General features: G+C 66.6%; 21 protein-coding genes. 12 read left to right on the forward strand and 9 right to left on the reverse strand.

Features of this window, described 5'->3' with window-relative positions:
- The first annotated feature begins 2 nt into the window (after positions 1-2).
- Entirely contained in the window at positions 3-644 is a 642-nt protein-coding gene (deoC, locus tag M0R89_RS03615) for a deoxyribose-phosphate aldolase (RefSeq protein WP_248651206.1), read from the forward strand.
- A 24-nt stretch (positions 645-668) separates the two neighbouring features.
- Here the strand turns inward: deoC and M0R89_RS03620 are convergent, their stop codons facing one another.
- From M0R89_RS03620 to M0R89_RS03635, 4 genes are all read right to left on the reverse strand, one after another.
- The gene (locus M0R89_RS03620) at positions 669-1,877 is read right to left on the reverse strand and encodes an outer membrane protein assembly factor BamB family protein (protein WP_248651207.1); all 1,209 of its coding nucleotides are present in this window, start codon (positions 1,875-1,877) and stop codon (positions 669-671) included.
- Positions 1,878-1,940: 63 nt separating this feature from the next.
- Entirely contained in the window at positions 1,941-3,050 is a 1,110-nt protein-coding gene (locus M0R89_RS03625; protein ID WP_248651208.1) for a YhjD/YihY/BrkB family envelope integrity protein, read from the reverse strand.
- A gap of 64 nt (positions 3,051-3,114) precedes the next feature.
- Positions 3,115-3,885, reverse strand: a complete 771-nt coding sequence (locus M0R89_RS03630) for a mechanosensitive ion channel family protein (RefSeq protein ID WP_248651209.1) — start codon at positions 3,883-3,885, stop codon at positions 3,115-3,117.
- A 445-nt stretch (positions 3,886-4,330) separates the two neighbouring features.
- On the reverse strand, positions 4,331-4,468 hold the full coding sequence (locus M0R89_RS03635; protein ID WP_248651210.1) for a hypothetical protein: 138 nt from the start codon (positions 4,466-4,468) through the stop codon (positions 4,331-4,333).
- Positions 4,469-4,566: 98 nt separating this feature from the next.
- On the opposite strand from M0R89_RS03635, the gene M0R89_RS03640 reads away from it, so the two are divergent.
- On the forward strand, positions 4,567-4,785 hold the full coding sequence (locus M0R89_RS03640) for a hypothetical protein (RefSeq protein WP_248651211.1): 219 nt from the start codon (positions 4,567-4,569) through the stop codon (positions 4,783-4,785).
- A 99-nt stretch (positions 4,786-4,884) separates the two neighbouring features.
- A complete protein-coding gene (locus tag M0R89_RS03645; RefSeq protein WP_248651212.1) occupies positions 4,885-6,135 on the forward strand; it encodes a tRNA (N(6)-L-threonylcarbamoyladenosine(37)-C(2))-methylthiotransferase in 1,251 nt (416 codons plus the stop codon).
- Positions 6,136-6,316: 181 nt separating this feature from the next.
- Here the strand turns inward: M0R89_RS03645 and M0R89_RS03650 are convergent, their stop codons facing one another.
- Both M0R89_RS03650 and M0R89_RS03655 read right to left on the reverse strand, forming a co-directional pair.
- Positions 6,317-7,243 carry a cation diffusion facilitator family transporter gene (locus M0R89_RS03650; RefSeq protein ID WP_248651213.1) on the reverse strand — a complete coding sequence of 309 codons (927 nt, stop codon included), beginning with the start codon at positions 7,241-7,243 and terminating at the stop codon, positions 6,317-6,319.
- A gap of 56 nt (positions 7,244-7,299) precedes the next feature.
- Positions 7,300-7,839, reverse strand: a complete 540-nt coding sequence (locus M0R89_RS03655) for an HIT family protein (RefSeq protein ID WP_248651214.1) — start codon at positions 7,837-7,839, stop codon at positions 7,300-7,302.
- Between the two features lie 152 nt (positions 7,840-7,991).
- Here M0R89_RS03655 and M0R89_RS03660 point away from each other — a divergent pair, with 152 nt between their 5' ends.
- The 3 genes from M0R89_RS03660 to M0R89_RS03670 all read left to right on the forward strand — a co-directional run bounded on the left by M0R89_RS03660 (position 7,992) and on the right by M0R89_RS03670 (position 10,713).
- Positions 7,992-8,672, forward strand: a complete 681-nt coding sequence (locus M0R89_RS03660) for a potassium channel family protein (protein ID WP_248651215.1) — start codon at positions 7,992-7,994, stop codon at positions 8,670-8,672.
- Positions 8,669-10,306, forward strand: a complete 1,638-nt coding sequence (locus M0R89_RS03665; protein ID WP_248651216.1) for a TrkH family potassium uptake protein — start codon at positions 8,669-8,671, stop codon at positions 10,304-10,306. The genes M0R89_RS03660 and M0R89_RS03665 overlap by 4 nt, the downstream gene beginning before the upstream one ends.
- Before the next feature lie 206 nt (positions 10,307-10,512).
- The gene (locus M0R89_RS03670; RefSeq protein WP_248651217.1) at positions 10,513-10,713 is read left to right on the forward strand and encodes a DUF7835 family putative zinc beta-ribbon protein; all 201 of its coding nucleotides are present in this window, start codon (positions 10,513-10,515) and stop codon (positions 10,711-10,713) included.
- 253 nt (positions 10,714-10,966) lie between these two features.
- Here the strand turns inward: M0R89_RS03670 and map are convergent, their stop codons facing one another.
- Positions 10,967-11,863 (reverse strand): type II methionyl aminopeptidase, encoded by an 897-nt coding sequence (gene map / locus M0R89_RS03675; RefSeq protein ID WP_248651218.1) that lies wholly within the window; start codon positions 11,861-11,863, stop codon positions 10,967-10,969.
- A 288-nt stretch (positions 11,864-12,151) separates the two neighbouring features.
- On the opposite strand from map, the gene M0R89_RS03680 reads away from it, so the two are divergent.
- Positions 12,152-13,690 carry a hypothetical protein gene (locus M0R89_RS03680; RefSeq protein WP_248651219.1) on the forward strand — a complete coding sequence of 513 codons (1,539 nt, stop codon included), beginning with the start codon at positions 12,152-12,154 and terminating at the stop codon, positions 13,688-13,690.
- 33 nt (positions 13,691-13,723) lie between these two features.
- Here M0R89_RS03680 and M0R89_RS03685 read toward each other — a convergent pair whose 3' ends face one another.
- Complete coding sequence (locus tag M0R89_RS03685; RefSeq protein WP_248651220.1) at positions 13,724-14,647, reverse strand: isoaspartyl peptidase/L-asparaginase; 924 nt, start codon at positions 14,645-14,647, stop codon at positions 13,724-13,726.
- 179 nt (positions 14,648-14,826) lie between these two features.
- Here M0R89_RS03685 and icd point away from each other — a divergent pair, with 179 nt between their 5' ends.
- Entirely contained in the window at positions 14,827-16,098 is a 1,272-nt protein-coding gene (icd, locus tag M0R89_RS03690) for an NADP-dependent isocitrate dehydrogenase (protein ID WP_248651221.1), read from the forward strand.
- Between the two features lie 176 nt (positions 16,099-16,274).
- Complete coding sequence (locus M0R89_RS03695) at positions 16,275-17,123, forward strand: outer membrane protein assembly factor BamD (protein ID WP_248651222.1); 849 nt, start codon at positions 16,275-16,277, stop codon at positions 17,121-17,123.
- A gap of 291 nt (positions 17,124-17,414) precedes the next feature.
- Here the strand turns inward: M0R89_RS03695 and M0R89_RS03700 are convergent, their stop codons facing one another.
- A complete protein-coding gene (locus tag M0R89_RS03700) occupies positions 17,415-17,753 on the reverse strand; it encodes a cupin domain-containing protein (protein ID WP_248651223.1) in 339 nt (112 codons plus the stop codon).
- A 215-nt stretch (positions 17,754-17,968) separates the two neighbouring features.
- Between M0R89_RS03700 and M0R89_RS03705 the strand changes: the two genes are divergently transcribed.
- The 3 genes from M0R89_RS03705 (at position 17,969) to M0R89_RS03715 (ending at position 19,913) form a co-directional block, all read left to right on the forward strand.
- Positions 17,969-18,367: a VOC family protein gene (locus M0R89_RS03705; RefSeq protein WP_438267688.1), complete on the forward strand. Its 399-nt coding sequence runs from the start codon at positions 17,969-17,971 to the stop codon at positions 18,365-18,367.
- A 51-nt stretch (positions 18,368-18,418) separates the two neighbouring features.
- On the forward strand, positions 18,419-19,249 hold the full coding sequence (locus M0R89_RS03710; protein WP_248651225.1) for a hypothetical protein: 831 nt from the start codon (positions 18,419-18,421) through the stop codon (positions 19,247-19,249).
- A 133-nt stretch (positions 19,250-19,382) separates the two neighbouring features.
- Positions 19,383-19,913 (forward strand): DUF5817 domain-containing protein, encoded by a 531-nt coding sequence (locus M0R89_RS03715; RefSeq protein ID WP_248651226.1) that lies wholly within the window; start codon positions 19,383-19,385, stop codon positions 19,911-19,913.
- Positions 19,914-20,186: the final 273 nt, after the last annotated feature.

Raw genomic sequence — 20,186 nt, forward strand, 5'->3', positions numbered from 1 at the left:
GTATGAACGACGCGGAACTCGCCGCCAAGATAGACCACACCGTCCTCGGACCGGAGACCACCCTCGCCGACGTGGAGGAAGTCCTCGACGCGGCCGCCGAGTACGGCATGAACGCCTGCATCCCGCCGTGCTACGTCGCCGAGGCCGACGAGTACGCCCCGGAGACCACCCTCGCCACGGTAATCGGCTTCCCGCACGGCCAGAACGCCACCTCGGCCAAGCGCGAGGAGGCCGTCATCGCCTACGAGGACGGCGCGGACGAGATAGACATGGTCGCCAACATCGGCCGACTGAAGGCCGGAGACACCGAGACCGTCCGAGCGGACATCGAAGAGGTCGTCGCCGCGGTGCCGATTCCGGTCAAGGTCATCATCGAAACCGCGCTGCTGACCGACGACGAGAAGCGCGCCGCCTGCGAGGCCGCCGAGCGCGCGGACGCCGCGTTCGTCAAGACATCGACCGGGTTCGCCGACGGCGGCGCGGAGGTCCCGGACGTGGAACTGATGAGCGAGTACCTTCCGGTGAAAGCCAGCGGCGGCGTCGGGAACTACGAGCAGGCGAAAGCGATGTTCGACGCCGGGGCCGAACGCATCGGCGCGAGTTCGGGCGTCGAAATCGTCGAGGACTTCCGGCGAAACTACTGACGCGGCAGACTCGCTCCCGTCGAACTACGGTTCTTCGAGCGCGTGCAGTCGGTTCTGCTTCTCCGACGGCGCGGTGTAGGCGTAGAGTCGTCCGTCGGCGACCGTCACGCCTTCTCGGACGCGACCGCCGAGGTCGGTCTTCCAGCGGCGAGCGCCCCACCGCACGCCGCCGACGCTGTTCCCGCCGCCGGTCTTCACGGCGTGAACTCGGCCCGACTCGTCGCCGACGTAGACCGTGTCGTCGGCGACCGCCGGAGCGCAGTTGGCGTTGTCCGGCGTCGAGACCGTCCAGTCGGTCTCGCCGGAGTCGGCGTCGATGGCCAGCAGACTGTCGCCGTCGGTGGCGAACACTCGACCGTCGGCGACCGCGAGGTGGTGGTCGCTGAACGCGCGACTCTCGCTCGTCCACTCGACCGCGCCAGCGTCCTCCGTCGAGAGTTTGTGGACTCTACCGCCGAACGGCAGAACGTAGACGCTCCGGCCCACGACCGCCGGAGCGACCTCGAGCATGCCGGGAACTTTCTGTCGCCACGCGCCCCCGCCGTCGTCCTTCGAGAGGGCGTACACCTCCCCACCCTCGGTCGCCACGTAGAGGAGGGAGCTGTTTTTCGGAACCGCGAGCGGCGCGACCACGTGGCCGAACAGTTCCGTGCGCCAGTACTCGGTCCCCGCTTCGAGGTCGAAGCAGTGAATCCACCCCTCGGTGGTCGAGACGAAGGCCCGGCGACCGTCGCGGCCGAGACGGGGCGCGCCCGAGACCTCACCGCGGGTCGGGAACTCGCGTCGCTTCTCGCCGGTCGCGGCGTCCAGAATCCGGAGCGTCTCGGCGTTGCCGCCGGAGACGTAAACCCGACCGTCGCGGACCGTCGGGGCCGACCACAGCGCCATCGTCTTCCCGTCGTCGAACGTGTGGGACCAGACCTCGCTCCCGTCGGCGGCGGCCAGACAGAGCAGGTCGTCGCCCGAGGCGACGTACACTCGGTCGTCGGCGACGACGGGCGGGGCCGCCGCCGAGGAGATATCGGCGGTCCAGCGCTCGCGGACGCCCGACTCGGGACCGCGACCCTTCGGGTTGTAGCCGGTGTTCGCGCCGTCGTGAGCGAGCGTCGGCCAGTCGGTCGCGTCGCCCGCGGCGTCGGCGGCGTCGTCGTAGTCGCTCTCGCCGGTACAGCCGACTATCGCGACGGTTCCGGCCGACGCGACGCCGGCGAGATAGCGTCGTCTGGAGGGCATGGCTCGGTGTTCAGACCGTCGTTACAAATGTCTTACCGGTCGCCGCCGACGTGAGCTACCCATTCAGTCGTCCGCGGGGCGTTCGTCCTCGACGGAGTCCTCTCGGTCGGCGGACCGTTCCCCGCCCGCAGGTTCCGCCGTGTCCCACTGGAGCGTGACCGTCCAGCGGCGCTCGTCGCCGTCGGCGGTCCGGTACTCGACCAGTTCCACGTCGCCGTCCGGGCGCGGTCGTCGCCGCCCGCCGTCGCCGGTGGCCGGGCGCATCCCGTCGTGGCGACCGGCGAGTTCGTTCCGGAGGTCCGCGAGGTAGTCGGCGAGTTCGTCGCGGTCCAGCGTCTCCTCGCGCCGGGTCTCGTGGCTGGTCGCTCCGCGTCCCACGCCGCCGGGTTTCCCCGAGGAGTGGTCGCCGACCACGGCGTTGATGACCGCGCCGAGCAAGAGGACCAGTCCGGAGAAGTAGAGGTACGTCACCACGAGGACGACGCTCCCGAAGAAGCCCCCCGAACCGGGGTCCTTGAACGCGAGGTACACCTGAAACACGCCCTGTAGCGCCGCCCATCCGACCGCGGCGACCACGACGCCCGGCAGCACGTCGTCGAGTCCGACCTCGGTGTCGGGGAACCGGTAGTACATCGGGAGGAAGGCGACGACGAGTCCCGCGGCGAGCACGAGCGGCGTCAGGACTCCGACGTACGGAATCGTGTCCGAGAAGCGAGCGAACGCGGTCGTGAGACCGATGGTCGAGACGACGGCGACGAGCAGCGCGACGAAGACGACGACGCCGTCCTTCAACTGGTCGAGCGGGGAGTTTCGGCTCTCGGTCTCGTAAATCTCGGAGAACGCGGTGTCGAGGCCCCGGAATATCTTGAGCGTCCCCCAGACGAGGACGACGAGACCGACGAACGACGCCCCGGCGACCGACGACTCGCCCCGGAATATCTGGCGGACCACGTCCGCTATCGGGCCGGGGAGCCAGTTTCCGGCGACGGCGACGATTCGCGCTTCGAGGCCGCCGCCGAACACCGAGACGACCAGTAGGAGTAACAGGAGCATCGGCGCGAGCGAGACGAAGGCGTTGTACGCGATACCCGCCGCCATGAAGGTCACGTTCTTCTCCGAGAAGTCCTCGTACACCCGCTTCGCGACGGTCCGTCCCCGCGCAATCCTCCCCATGGTCGAACTCCGGGCGTCGGCCAAAAAACTCGCACGGCCGGTCGTCACACGAACGAAAAGAGTCTCAGTCGTCGTCGCCCGAGGGCGACCCCTGACTCTGTTCGGAGGACATGCTCGATGCGCTGCTCCGAGCGGTGCCCGCCCAGCGGTTCATGTTGTTGGCGATGTAGTCCTTGCTCCCCCATCCGAAGCCGACGCCGATGGCGAGCGCGAGACCCGCTGCGAGTCCCCACGCCATCGCCTGCGCGAAGATGTAGAGCAACTGCACGTCGATGCCCATCGTGTCGAGTCCGATGACGACCGCGGTGAAGTACAGGAACATCCGGACGCCCGTCGCGAAGTACCGGGTGTACGCCGACTGGGTCGCTGCCCGGGTCCGAGTGATGGCGTCGCCGATGAAGTCCGAGACGATGAACCCGCCGATGATGACCAGCAGTCCGGCGATGAACGCCGGCAAGTACGACACTGCGGTCGCGATCCACTCGGACAGAATCGGGATGGCGAGCGTGTTCGCCGCCGCGAGGATGGCCAGCGCGTAGACGAACCACGCCGTCACCGACCCGAGGAAGTTCGACAGCGCGTCGGGCGAGTCGCCCATCATCCGGCCGAGGGGCGTGCCCTTCGCACTCCTGTCGAGTCCGGCCTTGTCGGCGACTGTCGAGATGACGCCGCCGAGTACTTTGCCGACTATCCATCCGATGAGCAGGATGACGATAGCGCCGATGAGTCGCGGGAGCGCCGCGATTATCTCCGAGAGGGCGTTGCCGAGCCAACCCGGAAGGTTTCCGAACAGTTCTCCACCGTCCGCCTGAAGCAGCACGTTTGGTACGTTCATAGGTTCTCGCCGGATGAACTCCGGCAACAGGAACTTCGCGATTGTCGTAGTTTGTTCTTGGCCGCATACCGAGTCGCGGATTTCGGCGGTGTCGCGCCGGTTTTCGGAACTCGAACGCCGGGAGAGTTCGGTCGTGTCGGGAACGTGTCCGTTCGCCCGAGCGAGCGTGAACGGTACTGAAACGAGACGGAACTAACGCGAGGACGACACGACGACGGAATAAACCGGACAGAGGGGTTTCGCTACTCGGAGAATCGGACGGCGGGGAGAGCGCCGACGCTCGTCCGCGTCGCCGACCGACTTCTCGGATTTCCGGGTGCTATTCGGGACGCGCTGGCCGCGCCGAGGCGCCGGCGGACCGCCGGGGAACGTGTCCCGCACGTGGGAGGTGAAACGAACGTTTTCTACCGACGACAGGTGAGCGATTCCATCGCTCTGGCGGGAGCTACCGTGCGAGACTCGTCACGCTCGCGGTTTCCAGCAGGAGCCAGCAGACGAACGCGGCGTCTTCGAGCCAGACGCTTCCCCTTCTGATGGCGGCGGTCGAGACGACGGCGACGACGAGCGAGGGACCGAGAGACACGACGGAAGCGGAAACGCCGGCGGACGGGTCGGTTGGGGGTCCGTCCGGCGACGAGTGCGACCAAAAACGTTAACTCCGTATTGAGACATTTGTCTGATATGTTCAGTAGTTCGGTCAGCGGTGTGGTTGACGCGGTACGAGAGTTGGACGACGTACCCGGCATCTCGCTGGTCGCTCTCGCGCTCGCGTTCCTCACCGTCGGATACGCCGGCGGGAGCGTGCTCGCCGGCGAACCGGTCGAATCGCAGGCGTGGCTGGTCGCGACCGTCCTCCCCTGTCTGGTGGCGGTGCTTGCGTTGCACTCGGACGAGGCGTAGCTGACCGGTCACAACCGTGAAGCGAACTGCTACGGCGGGTGGTCAGCAGGCTAATCCGTCGCGCTTTTGCCCGCGTAGCCGAAAGGCACGCACAAGCGAATGGCCCGGTATCACATCGAAACCTACGGTTGTACGTCGAACCGGGGCGAGAGCCGCCAGATAGAGCGGCGGCTCCGCGACGCGGGCCATCACCGCGTCGAGGGTGCCGAGGAGGCCGACGTGGCCATCCTCAACACCTGCACGGTCGTCGAGAAGACCGAGCGAAACATGCTCCGGCGGGCCGAGGAGTTGGGCGACGAGACCGCGGACCTCATCGTCACGGGTTGCATGGCGCTCGCGCAGGGCGAGGAGTTCCGCGACGCCGACGTGGACGCCGACGTTATCCACTGGGACGAGGTTCCCGAGGCGGTCACGAACGGCGAGTGTCCGACGACGACGCCCGACGCCGAGCCGATTCTCGACGGCGTCATCGGCATCCTCCCCATCGCTCGCGGCTGTATGTCCGACTGCTCGTACTGCATCACGAAGAAGGCGACCGGCAAAATCGACTCGCCGCCGGTTGAGGAGAACGTCGAGAAAGCCCGCGCGCTGGTCCACGCGGGCGCGAAGGAACTCCGAATCACCGGACAGGACACCGGGGTCTACGGGTGGGACGACGGCGAGCGCAAGTTGCACGAACTGCTCGACCGAATCTGCGACATCGAGGGCGACTTCCGAGTCCGCGTCGGGATGGCGAACCCGAAGGGCGTCCACGGCATCCGCGAGGAACTCGCCGAGGTGTTCGCCGAGAACGAGAAGTTGTACAACTTCATCCACGCGCCGGTCCAGTCGGGGTCCGACGACGTGCTGGGCGACATGCGCCGCCAGCATCAGGTCAGCGAGTACGTCGAAATCGTCGAGACGTTCGACGAGTATCTGGACTACTGGACGCTCTCGACCGACTTCATCGTCGGCTTCCCGACCGAGGAGGAGGAGGACCACGCCCAGAGCATGGCGCTGCTGCGCGAGACCCGCCCGGAGAAGATAAACGTCACGCGCTTCTCGAAGCGGCCCGGTACGGACGCCGCGGACATGAAGGGACTGGGCGGACAGGTCAAGAAGGACCGCTCGAAGGCGATGACCGACCTGAAGATGGACGTGGTCGCCGAGGCGTACGACGACATGGTCGGCGAGACGCACGAGGTGCTGGTCGTCGAGGAGGGGACCGGCGACTCCGTGAAGTGCTACGACGAAGCGTATCGACAGGTCATCGTCCAGAACGCCGACGACCACGGCGTCGAGGTCGGCGACTTCGTGGACGTGGAGATTACGGGCCACAGCACGGTGTACGCCTTCGGCGAACCGGTCTGACGGACTCGACCCCGATACAGCAATACACAGACACGCTTGAGCAAGGTAGCGGTTTCTTCGTGACGGGGCGCTTTCTCTCGCCCGCCCGACCTCACGGCTTCGACATCTCGTTCGCCCGGCCTCACGGCTTCGGCATCTCGTTCGCCCGGCCTCACGGCTTCGGCATCTCGTTCGCCCGACCTCACGGCTTCGACATCTCGTCTTCGACCAACTCGTCTATCGACTCGTCGTCCTTCCACTCGCCGAGTTCCTTCGGGTCCACGTGGACGAACACGTCGTCTACCTCCTCCAAGTCACGGATGGACTGCACGATGTCGGTCTCGATGGCGTGGGCCTCGAACAGCGTCCGGTCGCCCTCGACTTCGATGTGGAGGCTCACGTCGATTTCCGGGCCGACGTAGTGGGCGATGACGTCGTGAGCGCCCTCCACGTCGGGGTGGTCCAGCGTCCGGCGGATGATTTCGGCCCGGAGGTCCTCGGGCGGCGCGCTCCCGACGAGGTAGTCCACGTTGTCGCGTACGATTTCGTACCCCGTGTAGAGGATGCCGACCGAGACGACGCCCGCTGCGATGGGGTCCAAAACCGGCAGTCCGACGGTCCCGCCCAGCACCCCGACCAGCGCCGCGCCCGCGGTCAGGATGTCGTTGCGGTTGTCGAGCGCGGTGGCGGTCAGCGCCGGGGAGCGGGTCTCCTCGGCGACGCGGAGGCAGTAGCGGTAGAGACCGAACTTCACGGCGGCGGTGGCGACCAATACGCCGACCGCGGCCGGAGAGGTCACGGCCGCCCCGACGTCTCCCGAGAGGACAGAGGTGACCGCCTGCCAGAGGACGCCGATGCCGGCCGCGAAGACCCCGAGCGCGATGAACAGCGAGACGAACGGTTCGATGCGCTCGTGGCCGTGAGGGTGGCTGAAGTCGGGCGGTTGAGTCGTCAGGTAGAGGCCCGCGAGGATGACGAGGCTGTAGCCCGAGTCCGCGAGGCTGTTGACCGCCTCGGAACCGACCGCGAGGCTTCCGGTCGACCACCAGACCAGTCCCTTGGCGGCGACCAACAGGACGTTGACGGCCAAGACGACCGCCCCCACGCGGCGCATGCTCCGCTCGCTCATCGAGAAGGGGTTGGAACTCCCGAAAGAAGGGAGTATCGTTCTCGCGGACGCGGCGGTCAGAACCGGACCGCTCGCTCGTCGTCGTTCGGAACCTCCGCGCCCTCCTGCTCGGCGAACGCCTCGCGCACGCGGTCGTAGGTCTCGTCTATCGCTTCCACGATGACCTTCGTGTCAGAGACGACCGGCATGAAGTTGGTGTCTCCCTCCCAGCGCGGAACGACGTGGGTGTGGAGGTGGTCGTCGATGGACCCGCCCGCGCCCTGCCCGAGGTTGAGGCCCGCGTTGAAGCCGGTCGGCGAGAGCGCGTCGTCGAGCGCGTCGAAGGTCCGCTGCTTGAGTCGGGCGTGGTCCAGCAGGACCTCCTCGGAGAGGTCCCGGTAGTCGCCGGTGTGTTCACGGGGAATCACCATCGCGTGGCCCGGATTGTAGGGGTAGTTGTTGAAGACGACGAAGGCGTGGTCGCTCCGCGCGACGACGAGGTTCTCGCGGTCGTCGTCTCGCTCGGCGAACGCGCAGAAGACACAGCCCTCGATGTCGTCGTCGGCGTCGTCTCGCTCGACCCACTCGATGCGCCACGGTGCGAAGACCTGTTCCATACGGCTTCGAAGGGCGAGGAGGGTTTAGGTTTCCGCGGTTCGGAAGCGGCGTTTCGGTTCTGTGAGTTGGCCCGTCGAGTTCGCGGCGGTCCGGGAGCCTCGACCGGAGAAAGGTATCTTTTCAAGTGTCGCCCTTTTTATGGGGGACACGAATGTATCTCGTCATCGTCGGAGCGGGCGACATCGGCTCGCAACTCATCGAGATAGCGACGCAGAACGACAACGACGTGGTCGTCGTCGAGAAGGACCCCGCGAGAGCCGAAGCCGCCGCCTCGCAGTTCGACGCGCTGGTGTTGAACGACGACGCGACCATCATGGACACCTTGGAGGAGGCGGGCGGCGACAGGGCCGACGCGCTCATCGCCACGACGCAACACGACGCGACGAACGTGATGGTGAGCCTGCTCGGCAAGGAACTGGAGATTCCCTCCATCGTCTCGGTCGTCCACAACCCCGAACACATGAACCTCTTTCGCCAAATCGGGGTCAACGTCATGGAGAACCCCCAACGGCTCATCGCAGACTACCTCTACCGGGCGGTCAAGCGCCCCTCCATCAAGGACTACATGCGCGTCGGCGACCGAGCCGAGGTGTTCGAGATAACCGTCCAGCAGGACGCCGACGTCTCCGGCATGACCCTGTCGCAGGCCGCCGACGAGGGCATGTTCCGGGAGGGCATCCTCGTGGTCGCCATCGAGCGCGACGGCGACATCATCACGCCGCGGGGCGACACCCGAATCCGGCCGGGCGACCTCGTGACGGTCTTCTCGGAGTCGGGCGTCACGCCCGAGACGACCGATATCTTCGGCCACTACGAGGACCACGCTACATGACGCGAAGGCGCACCGTCCGAGGTGTGCCCGCGGACCTCGCCACCATCCTCCGGGACGTGGGTGCGCTCGTGTTGATGCAGGCCGGACTGATGACGCTCAGCGTCGGCGTCGCCGCGGCGTTCCGCGAGTGGTACGTCGCGCTGGCGTTCCTGCTCGCCGGCGGCGTCACCGCGCTGTTCGGCGGCGTCGCCCGCAAGTGGTTCGCGGACGCACCCGACCCCCAGATGAAACACGGGATGGTCATCGCCGCCGGGGGCTGGTTCGCCACGGCGACGTTCGGGTCGCTCCCGTTCCTGTTCGCGGCCCACTTCGTCCCGCCGGAGCTGATGGCGACGTTCGTCCCTGCGGGCGCGGACACCTCCTCGTGGGAGCCGATTCGCGTCGGTTCGACCACGACGCTGTCGAGTCTCGCGTACTTCCAGAATCCGCTCCACGCCTTCTTCGAGAGCATGTCGGGGTGGACCGGAAGCGGGCTGACGATGGCGGTCCACGAACCGTCGCTCCCCCACGCCATCCAGTGGTGGCGCTCGCTCATCCAGTGGGTCGGAGGCGTCGGCGTCATCGTCCTCACGACCGCCATCCTCGCCCGTCCCGGAAGCGGGAGTTACACGCTCTATCAGGCCGAGACCCGCGAGGAGCGCATCCACCCGAGCATCATACACACGGTCCAGACCGTCTGGAAGATTTTCGCGGGCTACACCGTCCTCGCCATCGTCGCGCTGTTCGCCGCCATCTCCCTGAGCGAACCGCTATCGCCGGGCACGGCGCTCTGGCAGGCGCTCAATCACGCCATGACCGGACTCTCGACCGGCGGGTTCAGCGTGACCGACAACTCCATCGCCACCTACGACTCGACGCTGGTCGAGACGGTTCTACTGCCCATCATGACCCTCGGAGCCATCGCGTTCCCCATCCACTACATGGTGCTGACCAACCGGGACCCGCGCGCGCTCTTCGAGGACGTACAGACGAAGTGGCTGTTCGTCCTGTTCGCGGTCGGCGTCGTCGCGCTGACCGTCCAGAATCTGCTGACTCCCGAGTTCGCACGGGCGTTCGCGGACGAGGGCGACGTCCTCCGGGACTCGGTGTTCCAGTTCGTCAGCGCGCTGACCTGCACGGGGTTCCAGTCGGCCCCCATCGGCAGGTGGAGCGCGGGCGGGAAACTCATCGTGAGTTTCGCCATGACGCTGGGTGGCGCGGCCGGGTCGACCGTCGGCGGCATCAAGATAATCCGGGGCTACACCATCGGCAAGGGAATCCGATGGCAGTTCTCCCGCGTGTTCCTCCCCTCGTCGGCCGTCGTGAACGTCGAAATCGGCGACCGACTGCTCGACCGCGAGGGGATGGAGCGGGAGTTCAGCGAGGCGGCCATCGTGAGCATGCTCTGGCTACTCATTCTCCTCGCGAGTAGCCTCGTCATGATCAACGTCGTCGGCCAGTCGTTCACCTACGCGGACGCTCTCTTCGAGGTCGCCAGCGCGCAGGGCAACGTCGGACTCTCGGCCGGCATCACCGGGCCCGAGATGCCCGCGCTCGCCGAGGGGATGTTCCTGCTTAACATGTGGATCGGTCGACTCGAAATTATCCCCGTGCTGGTGTTCCTGCGGTCCGCTCTCTACGGTCTCGACCCCTAATCTCTGTATTTAAAGGCTTCGGTCGTTGCACGGAGTTTTTGTTTCATTACTCTCTCTAACGAGGTTATAAACTGTTTGAGGCGCTCTCGTTCGATATTACGGGTAAATCGCAAGACGGAAGCGGAATAAACGGTTCGAACGCCCCCCAACGGATGGGGGTTTTTATGCTCTTATCAGCGCAAGAAGAGACCGAGAGGAAGGTCACGATGGCTACACAAAATCACAACTTCCAGGCGATAACGGAATCGTGCGACCAGTGCGAGCGCGAGACCCCACACGAGGTCTCCGTGCAAATTCGGACCGAGAGCCAGAAGCGCGAGAACGCCGAGTTCTCCCGGGAACCCTACCGCGTCACCGAGTGCGAAATCTGCGGCGAAGAGTCGAGTCAGCGGATGAACAACGCGTAACGCCGCCGCTCTCCCTGCCGTACGTGTGGTGGGTATTTTGCCGTCCGTCCCCGACGCTGCGACGTCCCTTCTCGTTTCGAGCGGTCCCGCCGGTGGTAGAGCGACAGGACGAGCGAGTAGTCGGTCACACTAGCACGGGATACGTCTCGGAAATTAAAACACCTCGTAGCGAAAGGTATCGTCGTCGCCAATGATGTCAACAGAAGTGAAACTTCGGCCGGGAGTTCGTCGGCCCGCCGACTTTCCGACGGCGCTACTCGGTCGTGACCTCACACCCGTCTTCGGTGACGATGATGGTGTGTTCCTTCTGGCTGACTAGCTTGCCGTCGTCCTCCTTGAGAACCGGATAGCCGTGGACGATGTCGTTCATCTTGAGGCGGCGCAGCGCCATCTCGGCGCGGGGCGCGTCGAGCCACCGCTGGGCGAACGGGAGCGTCCGGAACTCCTCGGTTATCTGTTCGAGCGCCTTCCGGGCCTGTCGGTCGCGGACCGACCCCTCGCGTTCGAGCGCGAATATCTCCTCGTCGTTGCCCTCGGTCACTTTGCCGGTGCCGTCGGTGGCGAACGGTTCGATGGCGACCACGTCGCCGACCTCCAGTTCCACGCCCTGCGAGACCGCTCGATTGGGGATGTTCGGCGAGACGTGCTGCTGGTACTGGTCGAGACCGTGGCCGGTGAGGTTGACCACCGGGTTGTAGCCGTAGCCGTCGATGACCGACTCGATTTCCGCGCCGATGTCGCCGGTCTCGACGCCGGGTTCGACCATGTCGAGCGCCGCGTCGAGGGCCTCCTCGCTGGCCTCTTCGAGTTCGGGATTGCCGGACAGGTCCACCGTAATCGCGGTGTCGGCTATCCAGCCGTCGATGTGGACGCCGATGTCGAGGTTGACCATCTCCTCGCCGAACTCGGTGTCGTCGTCCGCGCTCGGCGTCGCGTGGGCGGCTTCCTCGTCCACGCTGATGTTGACCGGGAACGCGGGTTCGCCGCCGAGTTCGCGGATGCGCTCCTCGGCGTACTCGGCGACCTCCAACTGGGTCGTTCCGACCGCGACGCGGTCGGCGGCCTCCTCGCGGACCTGTGCGAGGATTTCGCCGGCCTCGCGGTGCTTCTCGTACTTCTCGGCTTCGAGGTCCACCTCGGTTTCGCTCATGCCTTGACGTTGTTCTGAGCCCCGGAAAGAGTTTCCGTCTCGCGCGACGGCGAACCGAAGGTCGCGCCGCCCCGGTCGGAGGCGAGGCCAGCCCAGACGAGAGGGAGGTCGGACGTTTTCCAGCGGTGACAGACCGGGATTCGTCGGCCTGCACGTCCGAAGCCGTTAGGGCCGTCGTACCAGCGGGATAACTCGGCGGTAACGGCAGTAATAGCCCGTCAAAACGCCAAACGGTTCGGAACGGTTGGCCCCGTTTATTGGCGACTCTGGCGATATGATTGCCTGCATATGCAACGAGAAACAGGCGCAGTGCTGATGGTGACGGCCCTCGTTCTCGCCAGCGTCCCGCTGGCGGCTCTCGGAGGGACGTCGTCGTCGCCTGCCGCGCAATCGGAGAACGTCACCCTGCAGAACGTCACAGTCGAACAGTTACAGTTAGCGAACGTCACAGTCGAAAACGCGACGATTCAGACCCTGCAGGTAGACACGGTCGAAGTCGTCGGGCAGAACAAGACACTCGATAACGCGACGCTCCAGAACGTCAGGCTACGGAGTCTGGCGGTCCAGAACGTCTCGGTCCAGAACCTCCAGACCCAAGACCAGACTCTCGCACAGGCGCTGAGCGGTAACACCTCGGTCCAGTCGGTCACGGTGCAGGACCTGACCATCGAGCAGATGAACCTCTCGCAGTTAATCGTCCAGAACGTCCGCGTCGAGAGCGGCCAGCAGAGCGGCGCGGCGACGCAGGGCGGCGAGACCACCACCGAGGAGGCCGCGCTCCAAGAGGAGACCACCACCACCGAGGAGGAGGCCGAGACCACCGCCGAACAGGAGGAGACCACCACGGCGGCGGGTCAGCAGACCACGACCGCCGCGGAGGGCCAGAGCCAACTCGGAAACGTCACGGTCGATAGCGCGACCATCGAGAACCTCCAAGTGGACCAGATGACCATCCAGACGCTGGTCCTCATGGACATCGGCGCCCAAGCCGCGCAGGTAACGACGCAAGAGACGACGACGGCGGCGGAAGAAACCACGACCGCGGCGGCCGAGGAGACGACCACCGAAGCAGAGACCACCGCGGCGGGCGAAGAGACGACCATGGCCGGCGAGGAGACGACCACCCAAGAAGCGGCGCTCCAAGAGGAGACCACCACGGCGGCGGGTCAGGAGACCTCCGTCGAGGAGGAAACCACGACTGAAGGGGAAGAGACCACCGCAGCGGACGAAGCCGCAGCGGAGACCACGACCGAGGAAGCCGCCGGTACGGCCGACCAAGCGGGTGGCACGACCATCAGCAGCGTCTCGGCCGAGAGCGTGAGCGTCCAGCGAGCGGTCGTCGGGTCGGTCGCGGCTAGCTCGGTCGACCTCGGGAGCGGACAGATCGCGCTCATCTCCATCCAGAACCTGAACGCGCCCAGTTCGGTCCAGCAGGGCGAGTCGTACACCGTCGAAGCGGTGCTGGTCAACGTCGGTAACGACATGATCGCGAAACAGGTCTCGTACCGCATCGCGGGCAACGTCATCGAGTCCGAACTCGTGCAGGTGCCCGCCGGCGGGTCCGCGACCGTGACGTTCAACGCCACCATCGGCGCGTTCCCGGCCGGGACCTACACCCACGGCGTCTACACCGACACGGCGCGTTCGACCGCGCAGTTGGACGTCACCGAAAGTAACGAAACCGACGGCGGTCAGATAAACGTCGATCAGGAGACCACGACCGAAGGCGGCCAGCAGACGACGACCGAGGCCGGCGAACAGACGACGACCGAAGACGAGCAGGCGACGACTGAAGCCGGCGAGCAGACGACCACCGCGGAAGTCTAACGCCGTCTACCGGTCTCGATTCTTTTTCCGGACTCACTCGGTCGCGGAGCGGTCGCTGACCGCGGTCTGCATCGCCTCGGAGTTGAACGCGCTCCCGGCGTTCCCGTCGCCGTCGAGGACGATGACGCCCGCCGACGACCCGGTGAGTTCGGCGAACTCTTCGACGGCGCGGTCGGCCGCGGCCTGCGCCTCGTAGCCCGATTCGAGGTGGCGGACCGCCCGGCGGGTCAGCGTGGCTTTAGCGATGTCTTCGCCCGCACCGGTCGCGCTGGCCCCGCCCGCGGGGGCCGCGAAGAAGCCGCTCCCTATCTGGGGTACGTCGCCGACTCGGCCCGCGAGCGCGAGCCACCGGCCGCCGGTCGAAGTCGCCGCCGCGAACTCGTCGGTCTCGCCGTCGTACGCGACTGCGCCCACGGTGTCGTGGTCCTTCGGGTTCCGGTCCGCCTCCTCGCCGTCGTCGGCGCTCTCCGGACTCCCGCCGAACTTCTCGGCGAGCCAGTCGAGGTGTTCGCTGGGGGTGCCGTCCGGCACGTCGTCTAGGTCGGCCCACTTCTCGCGGGTCTCCTCGGACCAGAGGTCCGCGCCGGTCTCGACCCCGAAGTCCGCGGCGAGGTCGACCGCGTGGTCGCCCGAGACGAGGACGTGGGGCGTCTCCTCCATGACGACTCTGGCGGCGCTCACGGCGTGTTCGACGCCGGGCATCGAGCAGGCCGCTCCCGCCTCGCGGTCGCTGGTCATCAGGCCGGCGTCGGTCCGAATCGCGCCGTCGCTCTGGACCGCGCCGCCGACGCCCGCGTTGAACCGGGGCGACGATTCGAGGACGTGGACCGCGGATTCGACCGCGTCTACGACCGAGGATTCGGCCGCGCCGGTCTCGGCCGCCTCGTCCAACACTGCCTGTCTGGGTTCGGGTTCGTCCGGGGCGCTTCCGGCCCCGCCGTGAACGATGACCTTCATGCGATGGGGTGGTTCGCCATCCGCCTTAAAATCGGGCCACTCGCAACCGAGCGGAGTCGAAGGGCGACCCGATTCGGGGAATGAGTCACGTCCTCAAACTAGGAATTTAAGGACGTATATGGCACCCGCGGGACTAAACGGTAGCCCTTTTATCCCTCTCTCCCGCAGATTCGAGTGTCATGAGCTACGACAAGGTGGAAGTCCCCGAGAGCGGGGAGAAGATTACCGTCGCGGAGGAAGGCGAGGACGGACTCGAAGTACCCGATAATCCGATTATCCCCATCATTCACGGGGACGGCATCGGACAGGACGTCGGTCCGGCCGCCCAGAAGGTCCTCAGCAAGGCCGCAGAGGAGACGGGCCGCGATGTCAACTGGATGCGCCTCTACGCCGGTGAGAGCGCCCGAGAGAAGTACGACGAGAACCTGCCCGACGAGACAGTCGACGCCATCCGCGAACACCGCGTCGCCATCAAGGGGCCGCTCACGACCCCGGTCGGCGCCGGTTTCCGGTCGCTGAACGTCGCGCTCCGCCAGACGCTCGACCTCTACGCGAACGTCCGACCGACCTACTATCTCGACGGTGTTCCCTCCCCGATGAAAGCGCCCGAGGAGATGGACATGGTCACGTTCCGGGAGAACACCGAGGACGTGTACGCCGGCATCGAGTGGGAAGCCGGTACCGACGAGGCCGAGAAGGTCCGAGACTTCGTCGAGGACGAGATGGACTTCGACGACGTCATGCACGAGGGACCGATCGGTCTCGGTCTCAAGCCCATCTCCGAGAAGGGCAGCAAGCGCCTCGTCCGCGAGGCCATCGACTACGCCATCGAGAACGACCGCGACAAGGTCACGCTGGTCCACAAGGGCAACATCATGAAGTTCACCGAGGGCCAGTTCGGCGACTGGGGCATGGAGGTCGCCGACGAGGAGTACCCCGACGACGAGGTCTTCGCCGCGCCCGACTCGCTCTGGGAGGAGCAGGACGAAGTGGACATCCCGGAGGACGCCGTCATGGTCGAGGAGCGCCTCGCCGACGCGATGCTCCAGTGGATGCAGCTTCGCACCGACGAGTTCGACGTGCTCGCCATGCCGAACCTCAACGGCGACTACCTCAGCGACGCCGCGGGCGCCCAGATCGGCGGCCTCGGCATCGCGCCCGGCGCGAACTTCGGTGACAACCGCTGTCTCGCCGAACCGGTCCACGGGTCGGCGCCCAAGCGCGCCGGACAGGACATGGCCAACCCGACCGCGCTCATCCTCTCGGGTCGCCTCCTGTTCGAGTACCTCGGCTGGGACGACACCGGCGAACTCATCCGCGACGCCGTCGAGGAGACCATCTCCTCGGGCACGGTCACGTACGACCTCGCCCGCCAGCGCGAGGACGCCGAGAAGGTCGGCACCACCGAGTACGCCGAGGCCATCTGCGACAAGATCGAAGACCTCGCGTAGAGCCGCGTTTCGATTCGGCCTCTTTTTCGCGCCGGAACTCCGGTAACGATTCGGCGGTTTCGTTGCCTCGATATATTCGTAAATTCTCCGGGGAGAGATTTATAAAATTTCGCGAGAGAGACTCCCGCATGAGTACGTAGGAGGTCCCGAGAACTCGCGGCCGTCTCGACAGGTGGTTGGAGCAGAACCTCGCGCAGTTGCTCCCGTGGAAGCGCCGCGCCGAGGCGCTCTACCACGAGAAGCGCGCCGAACTCGCGGGCGACTACGAGACCGCCCGCGACCACTACGACGAGGCCATCGGCGTCCGGGGTCGCCTCGGCGACTCCGAGCGAGCCATCGACCTCGGCCTGCGACTGGCCGACCTCGCCCGCGAACGGGACGACCACGCTACGGCCCGAACCCACTACGAGCGCGTGGTCGAACTCCACGCCCGCCGGGAGAACGCCCGCGAGGCGCTCGACGCGCTCGAACCGATACTCGACGTTCTGGAGGCGGCGGGCGCGGAGGACGAACGCTCCCGGTGGTGGGGTCACGCGCTGGCGATTCTCGGGAGGGCCGACCCCGGCGAGATTCCGGCCGCGCGCCGCGACGAACTGATTCGACGCTACGCCGACCGGATTCACAGCGAGGACAGCGCCGGACGCCTCTACGGGTTCGCGCTCACGCGCCTGCTGGCGAGCGAGGACGCGACCGGTGCAGACCTGCTGGACGCCGCGTGGGAGCGCCGCGACGTGGTGCGCGAGCAGGTCGGCCAGTTCCGGGTCGTCCTCGCGGCGGGCGTCGGCCGGGTCGCTCACGCGGAACTGACGGGCCGCAGTGTGGACCGCGAAGCGACTCTCGACTTCGTGGCGGACCACCGCGAGAAACTCTCCGAACCTGCGACCGCGCTGTTCGAGCGCCTCCGCGACTGCGAGACGGACGCCGACCCGGCGGACCTGAAGACCGGCGTCGGACCGAACGAGGGCGCTGAACTCCGGGACGTGGAGGGCGAGGTGTTCGGACAGTTCCTCGAACGGTTGGACTGAAACGGCGCGAGCGCAAGGTCCGGGTTCCTCGAGTTCGACGCGTTCCGGATAATCCACCCGGCGCGTGCGAGCGCGCCGTCGTGGCGCGCTCAAGCGCGCGAGGGACGAGTAGCGCAGCGAAGTGAGCAACGCAGGCGGTTGGGGAGGTAGAGGCTGGTGCGGCGCTGTGCGGTGCGGTCTGATAGGCGTCGGCAGTAGCTAGCTCCGACTCGATTTCTACTCGGGTCACTGCCTTCGACTCGATTACCACCACGACCAACGTTGAGCCGATTGCCGCAGGAGAACCGGTCCTCAGTCCTTCCAGTCCGGGTTCTCACGCGGCGGACTGAAGATGTCAACGCCCTCGACCGGCACGTCGCCGCGGTTCTCGGCGGCGTGGGGTTCGTCGCCGGGGATGGCGTAGGAGTCGCCCTCGCTCACGTCGAGTTCCTCGCCGTCCACGAGGAACGTCAGCGTCCCCTGCGTGATGTACCCGGTCTGCTCGTTGTCGTGGCTGTGTTCGGGCACCTCCGCGCCGGGTTCGATGAAGAAGTGCTGGACGTTCATCTCCTCGGCGCCGGCGAGCAGCGAGAGGTGGACGCCCTCGACGGCCTCGGTGGACTCCTCCGCGTCTTTGGGTACGACTTCCATGGTCGGCCGTATCGAGGACGGCCGGGCACCTAAAGGTTCGACCGGCGGACGGTCTTACCGGCGTCGGTCCGGAGAACGCTTTTGGCCGCGGCTTTCGATTCCGGCGTATGGACGACGAGGCGCCGACGAACGCGGGCGAGGGGACGCCCGCCGAGACGCCCGACCGAATCGCGGACGCCCAGTCGCCGCCGGTGCCGGACGACGGTGCCGCGGGACTGCTCCACCACGTCGAACTGTACGCCTCGGACTTCGAGGCGTCGGTCTCGTTCTGGGAGTGGTTCCTCGGGGAACTCGGCTACGAGGAGTACCAGCGGTGGCCCGACGGCCGGTCGTGGAAGCGCGGCCCGACGTATATCGTCCTCGTGCGCGCGCCGGAGGACTACGCCGACGAGGCGTACCACCGTCGCCGTCCGGGCCTGAACCACCTGGCGTTTCACGCCGCGTCGCGTTCGCAGGTGGACGAACTGACGCGGAAACTCCGGGAGCGGGGCGCGACGATTCTCTACGAGGACGACCATCCGCACGCGGGCGGGCCGGACCACTACGCCGTCTACGTCGAGGACCCCGAGCGAATCAAGGTGGAGGTCGTCGCCCCCGAAGCGACCGACCGGTGAGCGAGACGCCGGGAGCGAACAGTTTTGAGCCTGACATTCGAAGGCCCGGTGATGGCTACCGGCCCTCTCCCACTCGTCTCGCAGGCGACCGTTCGAGCGGTCGGTCTCGGGGCGCTCGCCGGCGCGGCGTACCTCTCGCTCGTCGTCGGGACGATGCGGGCGGTGTACCCGTCGTTCTCCGTTCGAGAGCAGTGGCTGTCCTCGCTCGGCGACCTCCGGGGTCTCGCGTACGCGTTCGGCGGCCTCTGGTTCGTCGGAACGGTCGCGGCGGCGCTGTTCGTTCGATTCGGCGCGATTCTCCCGCTGGCCGTCCTCGCGTTCGACTACCTGGTGTTCGTCGCTGACCCCTTCGTCGGCGACGTGCAGGGGCCGCCGGCGTTGCTCCTCTGGGTCATATACGTCCCGGTACTCCTGCTCCTCGGCGGCGCGGAGTACGGGTCGCTGGTGGTCGCGAGCGGCGGGCCACCGCCGGTCGTCGCGCTCCGGAATCTGGCGGTCGGAGCGGTCTTTCTGGCGCTCGTCGGCCGAGGACTCGCCGCGTATCTCCCGGTCTGGCGCGTCCTGTCGGTGTCGCACTCGCTCCCCGTCCGCGTCGAGAACGACGGCGGTTCGCCCCACTGCGTCGAGGTAACGGTCTTCGACGCGACGGACGAGACGCCCGTGTTCACCGACCGGGTCCGAGTCGAGGCGGGTACCACCGTCGCGCTGGACGACGCGATTACGGAACTCGGTCGGTACCGAATCGAGGCGGCCCTGCCGGACGGAACGACCGACGAGTACGTCTTCGAACCGCGACGCCGTTTCAGCGTTATCGGCGTCGTCGTCTGGGTGGAGGGCGAACTCGGCCGCCTCACCGTCGTCGGACAGGGTAGCGGACCGTGACGCTGGTCGTGGGATAACTACAGCGTTGCCAAAGACATATTGATGGTTCTTAGAGATAGGAATAGGCACCTGAAAGACGCCGACACCGGCCCGAGACCGAACATTCACGTAGGAAAGAGCCCGACCGGTGAGTATGTACGCCGTCGTGGGGTGTAGCGAGTGTCAGGCGCTCAAAATCGTGGAGGGGCGGCCCGAGACCACCCAGTGTCCGCGCTGCGGCAAGCGCCGGAAGTTCGAGAGGTTGAAGAAGTTCGTGGAGACCGACGACGAGGACCACGCCCGCGAGGTCCGGTCGTCGATGCTCGCCAACCGGCAGGGCGAGGGCGAGGCGTTCGCGGAACTCGACTCGTTCACCGAGATGGAGTCGCAAGTCGAGAACGCGGGCGTCTCCGACGAGGAGTACCTCGAAGCCTCGGGCATCGACACCGACGAGGTCGAAGCGGCCGCCGAACGCGTCGAGAACCGGTCGGCCAGCACGCGCGGGACCTCTCGGAAGGACACCGTGCTGGCGGCTCTGCGGGAACTCGACCGGCCGACCGAGGACGAGGTGGTCGCGTTCGCGGACGAGGAAGGCGTTCCGGCCGACTACGCCCGCGACGCGCTGGAGAAACTGGTCCGACGCGGCGAGGTCAGCGAGAGTCGCGGTCGGTATCGGTTGCTCTGAGGGAAGTCCGTCGAGAGAAGCGCGGTCGTGACGACGGTCCCGCGGTGGCGGACGGGGCGCGGTGCGATGGGGGTAGGGGATGACAGGAGTCGGTGGAGACCGAATCGAACTTGCTGGGTCCGCGCCCCGCCGGGCCGCTGCGTGCGTGGACTCGCTCCGGTCGGCCACTCCGGGGACCACTCGACGCTACGGGCGAGACGGCCATAAACCTCAGCCACGCGCGGAGTGAAAGTAAAAGTGGTCGCGGGCCGGGCGGCGAGGCGGTCCGGCCCG

The organism is Halorussus limi (assembly GCF_023238205.1).
GTDB lineage: Archaea > Halobacteriota > Halobacteria > Halobacteriales > Haladaptataceae > Halorussus > Halorussus limi.

What these genes read in the sequence shown, in the direction of transcription:
- M0R89_RS03660 (WP_248651215.1), top strand. Translation starts at nt 7,992, where the DNA reads ATGTATCTCGTCATCGTCGGAGCGGGCGACATCGGCTCGCAACTCATC.
- M0R89_RS03670 (WP_248651217.1), top strand. Translation starts at nt 10,513, where the DNA reads ATGGCTACACAAAATCACAACTTCCAGGCGATAACGGAATCGTGCGAC.
- deoC (WP_248651206.1), top strand. Translation starts at nt 3, where the DNA reads ATGAACGACGCGGAACTCGCCGCCAAGATAGACCACACCGTCCTCGGA.
- M0R89_RS03655 (WP_248651214.1), bottom strand. Translation starts at nt 7,839, where the DNA reads ATGGAACAGGTCTTCGCACCGTGGCGCATCGAGTGGGTCGAGCGAGAC.
- M0R89_RS03715 (WP_248651226.1), top strand. Translation starts at nt 19,383, where the DNA reads ATGTACGCCGTCGTGGGGTGTAGCGAGTGTCAGGCGCTCAAAATCGTG.
- icd (WP_248651221.1), top strand. Translation starts at nt 14,827, where the DNA reads ATGAGCTACGACAAGGTGGAAGTCCCCGAGAGCGGGGAGAAGATTACC.
- M0R89_RS03680 (WP_248651219.1), top strand. Translation starts at nt 12,152, where the DNA reads ATGCAACGAGAAACAGGCGCAGTGCTGATGGTGACGGCCCTCGTTCTC.
- M0R89_RS03620 (WP_248651207.1), bottom strand. Translation starts at nt 1,877, where the DNA reads ATGCCCTCCAGACGACGCTATCTCGCCGGCGTCGCGTCGGCCGGAACC.
- M0R89_RS03625 (WP_248651208.1), bottom strand. Translation starts at nt 3,050, where the DNA reads ATGGGGAGGATTGCGCGGGGACGGACCGTCGCGAAGCGGGTGTACGAG.
- M0R89_RS03650 (WP_248651213.1), bottom strand. Translation starts at nt 7,243, where the DNA reads ATGAGCGAGCGGAGCATGCGCCGCGTGGGGGCGGTCGTCTTGGCCGTC.
- M0R89_RS03645 (WP_248651212.1), top strand. Translation starts at nt 4,885, where the DNA reads ATGGCCCGGTATCACATCGAAACCTACGGTTGTACGTCGAACCGGGGC.
- map (WP_248651218.1), bottom strand. Translation starts at nt 11,863, where the DNA reads ATGAGCGAAACCGAGGTGGACCTCGAAGCCGAGAAGTACGAGAAGCAC.
- M0R89_RS03685 (WP_248651220.1), bottom strand. Translation starts at nt 14,647, where the DNA reads ATGAAGGTCATCGTTCACGGCGGGGCCGGAAGCGCCCCGGACGAACCC.
- M0R89_RS03630 (WP_248651209.1), bottom strand. Translation starts at nt 3,885, where the DNA reads ATGAACGTACCAAACGTGCTGCTTCAGGCGGACGGTGGAGAACTGTTC.
- M0R89_RS03665 (WP_248651216.1), top strand. Translation starts at nt 8,669, where the DNA reads ATGACGCGAAGGCGCACCGTCCGAGGTGTGCCCGCGGACCTCGCCACC.
- M0R89_RS03700 (WP_248651223.1), bottom strand. Translation starts at nt 17,753, where the DNA reads ATGGAAGTCGTACCCAAAGACGCGGAGGAGTCCACCGAGGCCGTCGAG.
- M0R89_RS03640 (WP_248651211.1), top strand. Translation starts at nt 4,567, where the DNA reads ATGTTCAGTAGTTCGGTCAGCGGTGTGGTTGACGCGGTACGAGAGTTG.
- M0R89_RS03710 (WP_248651225.1), top strand. Translation starts at nt 18,419, where the DNA reads ATGGCTACCGGCCCTCTCCCACTCGTCTCGCAGGCGACCGTTCGAGCG.